An 11,718-nucleotide genomic window follows, 5' to 3' on the forward strand; every position below is an offset into this window, starting at 1 on the left:
TGAATGGGTGGGCTTTTAGCCCACCTGTGCCCGGTGGCGCATTAGATGGTCTGCCAACACGCAGGCCATCATGGCTTCACCCACTGGTACGGCACGAATACCCACACATGGGTCATGCCGGCCTTTGGTAATCACTTCCGTTTCCTTGCCATCCGTTGTGATGGATGGAACCGGCGTGAGCATGGAGCTGGTTGGCTTAACGGCAAAGCGGGCCACAATAGGCTGGCCGCTGGAAATACCACCCAAAATACCACCAGCGTGGTTGGCGCCAAAAGTCAGCTTGCCATCTCGCATATACAACGGATCTGCATTTTCCTGCCCCGTGAGGGATGCAGAAGCAAAGCCATCTCCAATTTCAACACCTTTTACGGCATTGATGCTCATAAGAGCAGCGGCAAGATCTGAATCCAGCTTGCCATAAACGGGGGCACCCAAACCGGCGGGCACACCCTCTGCCACAACCTCAATCACGGCACCAATGGAAGATCCCGCCTTGCGAATACCCGCAAGATATTCTTCCCATTCCGCCACCACACCGGCATCTGGGCAGAAAAAGGGGTTGCGGTTTACCTCTTCCCAATCCCAACGCGTGCGGTCGATATCATGCGGGCCAAGCTGCACCAGCGCGGCACGAATACGCACGCCATCGCCCAAAATCTTGCGGGCCACAGCGCCAGCGGCCACACGGCAAGCCGTTTCACGCGCAGAGGAACGGCCGCCACCACGATAATCACGGATGCCGTATTTCAGATCATACGTCAGATCAGCATGGCCGGGGCGATATGTACGGGCAATATCGCCGTAATCGCGCGAGCGCTGATCTGTGTTTTCGATCATCAGAGAGATAGGCGTGCCTGTTGTCTGCCCTTCGAACACGCCAGACAGAATACGCACCTGATCCGGCTCTTTACGCTGCGTGGTAAAGGCGGATTGCCCCGGCTTGCGCTTATCCAGAAACGGCTGAATATCTGCTTCTGTAAGCGCCAGACGTGGCGGGCATCCATCCACAACACAGCCAATGGCCGGGCCGTGGCTTTCACCCCAAGTGGTCACACGAAAAAGCTGTCCGAAGGTATTGTAAGACACGGCGCGCCCTCAGTCCCCAGCTACAGAAATATCAGGAGCAGTTGGGTTTTTCATGCCCACAACATGGTAGCCGCAATCCACATGGTGCACTTCACCCGTTACGCCGGATGAAAGATCAGACACCATATACAGGCCAGCGCCACCCACTTCTTCCAACGCCACGTTGCGTTCGAGCGGTGAGTTGTACTGGTTCCACTTCAGAATGTAACGGAAATCCCCAATGCCGTTGGCGGCAAGGGTTTTGATCGGGCCTGCGGAAATAGCGTTTACGCGGATGCCATCACGCCCAAGATCTGTTGCCATATACCGCACAGAAGCTTCCAACGCGGCCTTGGCAATGCCCATCACGTTGTAATGCGGCATCACCCGTTCTGCACCCAGATAGCTCAGGGTTAGCAAGGAGCCACCATTTTTCATCAGCTTGGAAGCGCGCTGCGCAACGGCCGTGAAAGAGTAGCAGGAAATATCCAGCGCCTTCAAAAACGCTTCACGCGGGGTATCAACATAGCGCCCACGCAGGAACTGTTTGTCTGCCCAACCAATGGCGTGCACCACAAAGTCCAGCTCACCCCATTCTTTTTCAATGGTGGCAAAAGCAGCATCAATGGCGGCGTCATCTGTAACATCGCAAGGCAGAACCAGGCTGGAGCCCACGCTTTCTGCCAAAGGCTGCACGCGCTTGCCCAGAGCTTCGCCCTGATACGTAAACGCAAGCTCCCCACCCTGTGCCGCAACGGCGGAGGCAATGCCCCATGCAATGGAACGATCATTAGCGACACCCATTACCAGACCCTTCTTGCCCTTCATGAGCGTTCCCTGAGCAGGCAATGTGGCGTTGGGAGAAGACATGCGTGACCTCAACCTATTTTCTGTTGTTCAAATATCCGAATGTTCGCTGGTTGGTCGCATACACGCGCTATTGAAACAAGAGCAAAGCGACACACATGCTTCAAACCCGGTGAACGTAGGAGTATGATAACAGGCGTAAAGCTGCAATGCCGCAGCTTGACGTAAACGAACACGAATTGAGTCCGAGCATGACGGAAACCTCACCTTCTCCCGCAGCCCTCCCATTAGACAGTCAGCCTCTGATTGATCTGGCAGCCAACCCGTTTACGCTGTTTGAAACATGGATGAAGGAGGCGGAAAAGACAGAGGTGAACGACCCCAACGCCATGGTGCTGGCCACCGCCACGCGGGATGGCAGACCATCGGCCCGCATTGTGTTGCTTAAAGGGGCAGACCATAAAGGGTTTGTGTTTTATACCAACACGCACAGCCGCAAGGGGCGTGAGCTGGAAGAAAACCCGCACGTAGCCCTGCTGTTTCACTGGAAAAGTTTGCGCCGCCAGATTCGGATTGAAGGGGCTGTTACCCCCGTAACACCGGAAGAAGCCGATGCATATTTTGCGAGTCGGAGCCGCGTTTCCCGCCTTGGTGCTGTGGCATCGGATCAATCCCGCCCGCTGGCAGACCGCGCCGTATTTGAAGAACGCCTGAAACAGGCGGAAGAAGCATACCCGCAAGACCCTATTCCCCGCCCGGCCAACTGGTCTGGCTACCGGGTAAACCCCGAATATTTTGAGTTCTGGCAGGAACGGCGCTTCCGCTTGCATGATCGCGCTGTATGGGCACGTAATGGAAACGATTGGGATGTTACGCGTTTATATCCGTAAGCACACAGCCACTTGAAACGTATTATTTTAAAAGACAGCGGAGAAAAATAAGAATGAAAGATGTTCGTAAAATTCTGCTGCCGCTTCCCAGCACATCCAATGCTGAAGCCGCACTGATCCGAGGCTATAACTTTGCCCGCCGCTTTGGCGCTCATCTGGCTGTGCTGCACATTCGCCCAGATGGGCGGGAAATGGCGCCGCTGGCTGGTGAAGGCCTTTCCGGCGCTATGGTGGAAGACCTGATGCGCTCTGCCGAGCACGAAGGCGCACGCCATGCGCATGAAGTGCACGCCCTGTTTGAACGCTTTGTGGCAGCGCATCCAGATATTCAGGTGGTGCCACCACGCGGCCCCTTCCCGATGGATACGCCAACCATCAGCTTTAACATTCTGCGCGGTGCGGAAAGTGAAATTGTGCCTGCGCAGGCACGCTTGTCTGACTTCACGCTCGTGCCGCACCCCGATTCAGGTGATGCTGTTTCATCTTCCGAAACCCTACATGCCGTTCTGTTTGATAGCGGACGCCCGGTAGTTATTGCCCCGCGCACGCCACCCAAAGGGCTTATCAAGCGTGTTTGCATTGCATGGAACGGCACGGCAGAGGCTTCGTCCGCTCTGCGTGGCGCTCTGGCATGGGCATTAACCGCAGATGCCGTACGCGTGCTGCACTGTGGAGATTACCAGCGACGCGGCCCCACCGCGCAGGACGTAGTGGATTATCTGGCTATTCACGGCATTACGGCGGATTGTGTGGAGTTCCCACCCGTGGATCGAGATGTGGGCAAAGGACTGGAAGCTGCGTGTAAAGACTTTAATGCCGACATGCTGGCCATGGGTGCTTATTCGCACTCTCGCCTACGCCAGCTCATTCTGGGGGGTGTTACCCGTTATACGCTGGAACATGCCGACATTACGGTGCTGATGAGCCGCTAAGGCCCAAAATGTGCAGAGGGTTTGCCAAAACAAACCCTCTCTCGGTTTCTTTTAGGGGTCAGCAACCTCAAACACAGCGCCATCCCATGCGGGTTCCATACCTGCGGGAAGATGGTCCTGCATCCACTGCCAATCCATATCCGGGCCCATATGGGTGAGTATTATGCGGCGTGGATTGATAGCCTGCTGCCATTCCAGCACGCGTTCCAACCAAGCATGTGCACTATGGGGCTGGCGTTGGAAGCAATCCACCATCCACGTATCTACCCCACGCAGAACTTCCACAGAGTCTTCGGGAAACTCCATCACATCGGTGCTGTAAACAAAGTCTCCGCATCGCACACCAGTCGAGCCAACACGGCCATGCACCTGATCAAACAGGGTAAACTCCGTACCGCTTATGGTAACAGGCTGCCCCATTTTCACCGGGTGTGCTTCCACCACAGCACGGAAAAAGTTTGGTGGTGTCCACGGTTTGAACACATAATCAAACCGCTGTTGAATATCTTCCAGCGTTTGCGCTGCTCCATAAGCATGTAGAGGCTTTTCAATCACGCGGTTAATGGCGCGCACTTCATCCAACCCGGCAATATGATCCGCATGGGCGTGGGTGAAGATAATGGATTCAAAATCCCTAATGCCATTCGCCAAAAGCTGGGTACGCAAATCCGGCCCCGTATCCACCAATACGCCAGCACCATTTTTTAACCGCAGCAGAATGGAGGAGCGTGTGCGGGTGTTCCGGGGTTCCTTCGGGTTACACGCGCCCCAGATTCCGTGGCCATCGGCACCACCAACCATGGGCACACCAGCAGAGCCACCACACCCCAGAACTGTAATTTTCATACCCGTTTCTCCCGCATTCTCTTGGCAACCATCACACTGCCTTGCGGAATAACCGGTAAAAGTTTTCTGTGATCATACGTGTGAAATCTGGCAGTTCCATGCCGCGTTCCTGTGCAATCCGGGCTGCCGTATGCGCCACAAAAGCCGGCTGATTACGCTTGCCGCGCTTTGGCACGGGTGCGAGGTAGGGAGAATCCGTTTCCACCACAATGCGATCTGCTGGAAGATCGCGCGCAACTGCCCGGATTTCATCGCATTTCGGAAATGTGGCGATACCTGAAAAACTGACATATCCGCCCAGATTAACCACACGCTGCGCCAGTTCGGGGCCAGAGGCAAAACAATGCAGCAAAATGAGAAAAGCCCCTTTCGCGTGTTCTTCCTCTAAAATGGTGGCCACATCTTCGTCTGCCTGGCGGGCATGGATAATAACCGGCACATCCAGTTCCCGCGCGGCACGAATATGCTGGCGAAAATATTCATGCTGAAGCGGGCGCACGTCTTCCTTGCCGTGGAAGTAATCCAGCCCGGTTTCACCAATGCCAATCACTTCAGGCACATCTGCAATGGCCACAATATCCGCCACAGTGGGCAGAGGTTCTTCCTCTACATGGTCTGGATGTGTGCCAACGGTGCACCATACGCGCATATCTGGCGTATCCAGCTTGGCCAGCGCCTTTTGTTGCGGTGCACGGGCCAAGCGGGTGCCGATGGTAACCATCCCGCTCAAGCCCGCCTCTTTGGCGGCCTCAAGCAGTTCTGGCATTTCCTCGGCTGAAAAATGATCAAGATGGCAGTGAGAATCTATTAGCCCTGCCAACTTTGTAACGTCCTCTGTCATCATTATGCCTGTTCGGGCTCAACATAGCGGGGGAAGATGCCCTGCGGCGCCGGAAGCTGACGCCCACCGGGCAATGGCGTTTCCAGCGCGGCAAAGCTGCGTTCTTCTGCCGTAACGGCAAGCTGATCCAACATGCGCTCCATGCTCTGCGGCATGAAAGGCTGGAGCATGGTGGAAATACCACGCAGGGCATCCACCAACACGCGCAGCACATCCTTCATGCGTTCGGGATCTGTTTTGCGCAGCGCCCACGGGGCCTGATGATCGATATACGCGTTGCAGGCACGGATAACCTTCCACACATCTTCCAACGCATCAGTCAGGGCGCACCGCTCAATCTGAGATTTTAGCAGATCTGGCAGCACCATCACCTGCCCCAGCAGATGGGTATCTTCCTCTGTCAGCTCACGCCGTTCTGGCAGAATGCCGCCGCAGTTACGCGCTACCAGAGAAAGCGTGCGCTGGGCCAGATTGCCCAGATCATTCGCCAGTTCCACATTGTTGCGCATGATCAGCGCCTTGCGGGAAAGATCACTATCCCCACCAAAAGGCACTTCGCGCAGCAGGAAGAAGCGAACCGCATCCAGCCCGAATTCCTTTACCAGATCACGCGGGTCCACCACATTGCCCAGAGATTTGCTCATCTTCTGGCCTTCAATGGTCCACCAGCCATTGGCAAACACCTTGCGCGGCAATTCAATACCAGCAGCCATAAGGAAGGCTGGCCAGTAAACGGCATGGAAGCGTGCAATATCCTTACCAACCAGATGCAGGTTGGCAGGCCAGAATGCCATGCGCGGTGCGTTGGTATCTGGGTAGCCCAGAGCACTCAGATAGTTAGCAAGCGCATCAAACCACACGTACATAACGTGCTTATCATCACCCGGAACAGGAATGCCCCATTTGAAGCTGGTGCGGCTGATGGAAAGATCGCGCAGACCCTGTTTCACAAAGCTGACAATCTCGTTTCGTGCGCCATGTGGGCCCAGAAAATCCGGGTTGTTTTCATACAGCTCCAGCAGCCGATCCTGATACTCGGACAGCTTGAAGAAGTAAGAGGGTTCCTTCACCCATTCTACCGGCGCACCTGTGGGGGCAACTTTTTTGCCATCCGGGCCGGGCACCAGTTCATCTTCACCGTAAAAGCATTCATCACGCAGGGCGTACCAGCCCTCATACGCGCCCAGATAAATGGCCCCGTTATCCGCCACCTTCTTCCACAATGCCTGCGTGCTGGTAATGTGGCGCGGTTCTGTGGTGCGGATGAAGTCATCATAAGAGATGTTCATGGCATCGGCCATGTTGCGGAAATCGGCCGAAACCTTATCTGCAAAGCTTTTGGCATCCGTGCCGTTGGCCTGCGCGGCCTGCTCCACCTTCTGGCCGTGCTCATCCGTGCCTGTCAGAAAGAAGACCTCATCCCCTGCCAGACGATGAAAGCGGGCCATCACATCCGCAGCAATAGACGTGTAAGCGTGGCCGATATGGGGCGCTCCGTTCACGTAATAGATGGGCGTAGTTACATAGAAACGACGGGTCATTCTCGGCTCGCAATCGTCATAGCTTCAAGCAGGGCTTCCTGTTTATCCAGATTAAAGCGTTCCGTCTCGGCGTGCTTGCGCATGGTGGCTTCCCACGCATTGGCCAAGGCCACACATTGCGGGTTGCCCTGCCGCGCCGCCTGACGGGCCTGTATCTGGAGTGTGTCTGATAACAGGCTGAAAAACAGACTGAAACCATAATCCCTGCGCAAAATGGTTTCTGCAACCTCATAGCTGCGTAATGGCGTAATACCCTGCACCACTTCGTGCACAAGGCTGGCAATTTCACCACCCTTATCTGCCAGCAATGCCAGAGCACGCCCGGGCGCGCCGTGGGCCTCTGCCATAACGCGCTGTATTTCTGTATCCGAAGCCTCTGGAGCCTGCGCACGCAGCACGGCAGACATATCTGCAGCATCCAGCGGGGCAAGTTCCAGCTTGCGGCATCGGCTACGGATGGTAGGCAAAAGCCGCCCCGGAGCAGAACAGGTTAACAGCAATACCGTAGCGGGTGGTGGCTCTTCCAGAATTTTCAGCACGGCGTTAGCGGCGCTGCGGTTCATGTATTCCGCACCATCCACAATCACAACGCGCCACCCACCTTCTGCCGCTGTGCGCCGCAAAAAGAAGTTAATGGGGCGCACATCATCCGCCACAATCTCGCTGCGATATTTCTGACGTTTTTCATCAAACCCGCGGGCAACCACCAGCAAATCTGCATGGGTAGCGGCAGAAACGCGCCGCCCAGCGGGGCTCAGTTCATCCTCCCCACCCAGCAAAATACGTGCCAGCCGGAACGCGAATGTAGCCTTACCAATGCCCGGTGGCCCCGTAATCAGCCACGCATGAGGCAAACGCCCACCCTGCATGGCCTGCCGAAACGCCTGCAAAGCGGCCTGATGCCCACACAGTTGCAAAGATGCCAAGCGTGGTTCCTGCACGCCCTCAGCCCCCGGCATGGGCCAGACGGGTCTGGATATCTTTCAGAATCTGGGCGTTCACCTGTTCTGCCGAATGAACGGAGGTATCCACCACCACCACCCGTTGCGGCTCGGTTTTGGCAATATGTGCAAACCCATCTGCCAAACGAGCATGAAAACCCTCGTCCGCCTGTTCATACCTGTCTGTTGGCGCACCACGTGCAGCCAGACGTTGGCGGGAGACGGCACGCGGCGCTTGCAGCAGAAAAGTTATAGCTGGCTGCAAACCAAGCTGTTTTTGCAGAGTTTCAATCAGGCTTAAAATAGCCGGATCACCATTGGCGCGCCCGTAACCCTGATACGCCATGGTGGAATCGGTAAAGCGATCACACAGCACAATCTGCCCGGCCTTGAGGGCGGGCAGAATGACCTGATCAACATGATCATACCGTGCAGCAAAATGGGTGAGAATTTCTGCCCGAGCAGAGAGCGGATTTTTACCAAAAAGCAAAAGCTGGCGCAGATCTTCCGCCCCGGCAGAACCTCCCGGCTCACGCGTGGCCAAAACTTTCTGGCCTTGCGCTTCCAGATTTTCCTTCAAAAGCCGCAGTTGGGTGGATTTTCCCACCCCTTCTGCGCCTTCCAACGTTATGAACATGCCACAAGCCATGGATTACAGGTGCAGCCGACGTGCAGCCCGCCCCAAAAAGCCAAGTGCAGGCACGCTCTGCCCGGCTTGCACCGGAATACTGGCCTGCCGCCCACCGGGGAGCGACACTGTAAGTTGGCCCACAACCTGCCCGGCCTGCACAGGCGCAATAATCGGGCCGTTATAGTCCAGCGCCAGATGCGTGCCATTGCGCCAGCCATGTGGCAGAAGGATTTTGAAATCCTGCGCAGCCACCAGCGGCACTGTCTGGGTTACGCCCATCCATACCGGAGCCTGCTCCAACACATCGCCTTTGCTGACAATCTGTGCGGTTTCAAAATTGGCAAAAGCCCAGCCCATCAGGCGTTCAGCTTCACGCCCACGCGCTGCAGAAGATGGCAGGCCGTTAACAGCCAGCACAACACGCCGCCCTTCACGCTCGGAAGATGCACACAGGCCAAAACCACCTGCATCTGTGTGGCCGGTTTTCAGGCCATCGGCCAAACCTTTAACCACCAGAGAGTTCCGGTTTTCCTGCCGGATTTTGTTAAACAGGAACTCTTTTTCCGAGAAGAAGTGGTAATATTCCGGGAAATCATGGATCAGACGCAGGGCCAGATAGGCCACATCCCGCGCAGACATGTAATGATTTTCTGCCGGCCAGCCGGTTGCGTTCATGAAGTGTGAATTGGTCAGCCCCAGCTTGGTGGCTGTATCATTCATCAGCGCCACAAACTGCTCTTCCGAACCGGAAATGCCTTCTGCAATCACAATACAGGCATCATTACCGGACTGGATGACCATACCCTGAATAAGATCCTGCACGCTCACGCTCTGCCCCAAGGGCACAAACATGCGTGAACCCTGCATACGCCATGCGCGTTCACTTACGGGCAACATCTGGTCCAGCTTCAGGCGGCCAGATTTGAGCATGCCAAATGTAACGTACGCCGTCATCATCTTGGTAAGGGATGATGGAGGCATGCGCTCATCTGCATTTTTCTCAAGCAGTGTGGCACCGCTATTGTAATCCAGAATGCAGGCCCAGCGTGCCTGTGTGTCCACCGGCCCCACGGGCGTGGTGGCGGGTGTATCCGCCCCCGGCACAGCAGGCTGGGCCGCCGCAGGTGCTGCACCTTTGGCCGCCGCGCCGTGGTGGCGAGGCCGTGCCATGGCATCAAGCGCATAGGCACCAGAGAAAAGGGCAGCGCCCCCTGCGAGTAAGAACCGTCGAGTCTGCAACATTTTTCCCTATTCGACGACGATATGAGATCCGGTTAAACCAGTAGCAAGTGCCCGCTTAAGGGCGGCATCTGCTTCGCTTATAGTCGCAAAAGGCCCGTAGCGCACAGCCCACATGGTGCTGTGCGCCAAAAACACAGGCCGAACGCTGGCACCCTGTGCCGCCGCCTGCCGCATGGCGGCCAAGCGAGATGTAAAATCCATGGTTTCCACCCACAGCATGCTGGACACAGGCGCGCCCTGCATAACAGTGGCTGGCAGATCTGCCAGCACCACCTTGCCCGGCGCAGGTGTTTCCTGCGTGGTGTTATCTGCCAGAACTGTAAGGCCCTGCCTATCCACTGGCGCGTTACCTAATGCCGTTTGTTGCACTTTTTCCAGCGGGGCCGCACTAATCTGCAACATGGGGCCACCGGGCAGCACCTCGGCAAACTGCCTGCTGACCATTTCATCTTCCACCACCTGCACACGTGCAGGCTCCTTACCCACGCCAAGCAAATCTGCGGCACGTGGGGAAAGGCCAATCATGCGCCCTGGATCATTCGGGCCACGATCATTCAGGCGGATCACAATCTGCCGCCCGTTGTCCAGATTGGTCACACGCACCACGGCGGGCAGCTGTAATGTCTGATGGCTGCCCGTCATGCTGGCAGCGTGCCAGACCTCACCATCTGCTGTCAGATGTCCTTCTGCCTGCGCAGGTTCCCTTACAGCCAGGCCTGTGCCTTGCCATGCAAAGTCTTCGCGCGGGTAAAACCACTTGCCGCCTGCCTGCCAGGCCGGTCCAACTGTATAATGCAGATCCTGCTGTGCCACGGGCTGCAGGCGCGAACAGGCCAGCACTGCCAGGCACCCTACAAGGGCGAGTTTTTTCACGTTATTGCATCACCAAGAAGCCCTACACCCAGCGCGTAGAAATCGGAGGGGTTGTAGCGGCGGATCACGTTGAAATTATGATAGACGATAAAGGCTTCGCCCCCCACCCCATCCGGGCGGATAATCGCACCTTCCTGCACGGCGTTTGAAAACTGCCCAGCGCGTGGCCGCACACCCTGCTGCGCCCACCATGAAATGGGATGCACAGCCGTACGGCCAATTTGTGCCTGCGTTATGGTATCCGGCAGCAATACTTCCTCACCCCAAGGCTGGCCGGGCAGCCAATGGCACTTGGCCAGATAATTGGCGATAGAGGCAAAAACATCGGCTTCATTATGCCAGATATCGCGCCGCCCCCCATCCGGGTAGCTGGCCGCGTAACGCAGATAGGCGCTGGGCATGAACTGCGGCTGCCCCATGGCCCCTGCATAGCTGCCCAGCATACCTGCGGGTGTGATATCACCCTGCCCCAGAATGCTCAGCGCCTTCATGAGTTCTGAACGGAAAAAGGCCGAACGCCGGCCATCATAGGCCAGAGTCGCCAAGGCATCGATCACATGGAACGTGCCCATGCGTGTACCATAAGCAGATTCCAACCCCCAGATCCCCGCAATGGCCCCTTTATCAACACCATATGTGGAACTGATACGGTTGAGCAGCGCTGTACGTTGGCCCACAGCCGCAAGCCCATCGGAAATTTTCTTTTCCGTAAGAACCCGATCTTTGTATTGCGCCCATGTCAGGGTGAATTCTGGCTGATGCCGGTCTGCCTTCAGCACCTTGGCGTTTGGCTGGGTGGTGAGTGCAAGGGCCTGATCTACCACAGCGGCAGAAATACCCTGCCCTATGGCTTCACGCCGCACGCCTGCCAGAAAGGTGGCATAACTGGATGAGGCTGCAGGGTGTGGGAGAGTTGCCGCCGTTGTGCGGGCCAATACAGGTGTGGCGAACAGAGCAGAAGCCCCACCAACAAGAAGTTTTCTTCGTAGCATTAAGGCTTCACGCTTCTGATCTGTGTAACATTCACTGCCATAGAATATAGTGGAATAAGGCCTTTGTCAGGCCATCTTCTTTATTCCCTTATTTTGGGCGCAAACACATACACCAAT

Annotated in this window: 12 protein-coding genes; 2 read left to right on the top strand and 10 right to left on the bottom strand. The window is 56.2% G+C overall.

The genetic code is table 11. The features are described from left to right. Positions 1–15: 15 nt before the first annotated feature. Together aroC and fabI are read right to left on the bottom strand one after the other, a co-directional pair. Positions 16–1,086, bottom strand: a complete 1,071-nt coding sequence (aroC, locus tag ABNV41_RS05595) for a chorismate synthase (RefSeq protein ID WP_003623525.1) — start codon at positions 1,084–1,086, stop codon at positions 16–18. 9 nt (positions 1,087–1,095) lie between these two features. Beyond that, positions 1,096–1,935 (bottom strand): enoyl-ACP reductase FabI, encoded by an 840-nt coding sequence (fabI, locus tag ABNV41_RS05600; RefSeq protein WP_003623523.1) that lies wholly within the window; start codon positions 1,933–1,935, stop codon positions 1,096–1,098. 146 nt (positions 1,936–2,081) lie between these two features. Here fabI and pdxH point away from each other — a divergent pair, with 146 nt between their 5' ends. After that, positions 2,082–2,762, top strand: coding sequence for a pyridoxamine 5'-phosphate oxidase (pdxH, locus tag ABNV41_RS05605; RefSeq protein WP_196332546.1), 681 nt, complete (start codon positions 2,082–2,084; stop codon positions 2,760–2,762). A 53-nt stretch (positions 2,763–2,815) separates the two neighbouring features. After that, positions 2,816–3,694, top strand: a complete 879-nt coding sequence (locus ABNV41_RS05610) for a universal stress protein (protein ID WP_087651355.1) — start codon at positions 2,816–2,818, stop codon at positions 3,692–3,694. Between the two features lie 51 nt (positions 3,695–3,745). On the opposite strand, the gene ABNV41_RS05615 is transcribed toward ABNV41_RS05610, so the two are convergent. The 8 genes from ABNV41_RS05615 to ABNV41_RS05650 are packed head-to-tail and all read right to left on the bottom strand — an operon-like array spanning position 3,746 to position 11,601. Then, on the bottom strand, positions 3,746–4,540 hold the full coding sequence (locus ABNV41_RS05615) for an MBL fold metallo-hydrolase (RefSeq protein WP_050819703.1): 795 nt from the start codon (positions 4,538–4,540) through the stop codon (positions 3,746–3,748). 31 nt (positions 4,541–4,571) lie between these two features. Then, positions 4,572–5,384: a TatD family hydrolase gene (locus tag ABNV41_RS05620; protein WP_050819702.1), complete on the bottom strand. Its 813-nt coding sequence runs from the start codon at positions 5,382–5,384 to the stop codon at positions 4,572–4,574. Then, positions 5,384–6,922, bottom strand: a complete 1,539-nt coding sequence (gene metG, locus ABNV41_RS05625) for a methionine--tRNA ligase (RefSeq protein WP_349935058.1) — start codon at positions 6,920–6,922, stop codon at positions 5,384–5,386. The genes ABNV41_RS05620 and metG overlap by 1 nt, the downstream gene beginning before the upstream one ends. Beyond that, positions 6,919–7,863, bottom strand: a complete 945-nt coding sequence (locus ABNV41_RS05630) for a DNA polymerase III subunit delta' (RefSeq protein WP_050820392.1) — start codon at positions 7,861–7,863, stop codon at positions 6,919–6,921. Before ABNV41_RS05630 ends, metG begins: the two co-directional genes overlap by 4 nt. Positions 7,864–7,867: 4 nt before the next feature. Continuing rightward, positions 7,868–8,512: a dTMP kinase gene (gene tmk, locus ABNV41_RS05635; protein WP_050819700.1), complete on the bottom strand. Its 645-nt coding sequence runs from the start codon at positions 8,510–8,512 to the stop codon at positions 7,868–7,870. A 3-nt stretch (positions 8,513–8,515) separates the two neighbouring features. Then, entirely contained in the window at positions 8,516–9,736 is a 1,221-nt protein-coding gene (locus ABNV41_RS05640) for a D-alanyl-D-alanine carboxypeptidase family protein (protein ID WP_050819699.1), read from the bottom strand. Between the two features lie 6 nt (positions 9,737–9,742). Beyond that, positions 9,743–10,609, bottom strand: coding sequence for an RlpA-like double-psi beta-barrel domain-containing protein (locus tag ABNV41_RS05645; protein WP_349935059.1), 867 nt, complete (start codon positions 10,607–10,609; stop codon positions 9,743–9,745). Then, positions 10,606–11,601 (bottom strand): lytic transglycosylase domain-containing protein, encoded by a 996-nt coding sequence (locus tag ABNV41_RS05650; protein ID WP_050819697.1) that lies wholly within the window; start codon positions 11,599–11,601, stop codon positions 10,606–10,608. The genes ABNV41_RS05645 and ABNV41_RS05650 overlap by 4 nt, the downstream gene beginning before the upstream one ends. Between the last annotated feature and the right edge of the window lie 117 nt (positions 11,602–11,718).

Source organism: Acetobacter sp. A11-2, from assembly GCF_040208445.1.
Lineage (GTDB): Bacteria > Pseudomonadota > Alphaproteobacteria > Acetobacterales > Acetobacteraceae > Acetobacter > Acetobacter oryzoeni.

Coding starts and splice junctions, on each gene's coding strand:
- fabI (WP_003623523.1), bottom strand. CDS start 1,935: ATGTCTTCTCCCAACGCCACATTGCCTGCTCAGGGAACGCTCATGAAG.
- pdxH (WP_196332546.1), top strand. CDS start 2,082: ATGCCGCAGCTTGACGTAAACGAACACGAATTGAGTCCGAGCATGACG.
- ABNV41_RS05610 (WP_087651355.1), top strand. CDS start 2,816: ATGAAAGATGTTCGTAAAATTCTGCTGCCGCTTCCCAGCACATCCAAT.
- ABNV41_RS05615 (WP_050819703.1), bottom strand. CDS start 4,540: ATGAAAATTACAGTTCTGGGGTGTGGTGGCTCTGCTGGTGTGCCCATG.
- ABNV41_RS05620 (WP_050819702.1), bottom strand. CDS start 5,384: ATGATGACAGAGGACGTTACAAAGTTGGCAGGGCTAATAGATTCTCAC.
- metG (WP_349935058.1), bottom strand. CDS start 6,922: ATGACCCGTCGTTTCTATGTAACTACGCCCATCTATTACGTGAACGGA.
- tmk (WP_050819700.1), bottom strand. CDS start 8,512: ATGGCTTGTGGCATGTTCATAACGTTGGAAGGCGCAGAAGGGGTGGGA.
- ABNV41_RS05640 (WP_050819699.1), bottom strand. CDS start 9,736: ATGTTGCAGACTCGACGGTTCTTACTCGCAGGGGGCGCTGCCCTTTTC.
- ABNV41_RS05650 (WP_050819697.1), bottom strand. CDS start 11,601: ATGCTACGAAGAAAACTTCTTGTTGGTGGGGCTTCTGCTCTGTTCGCC.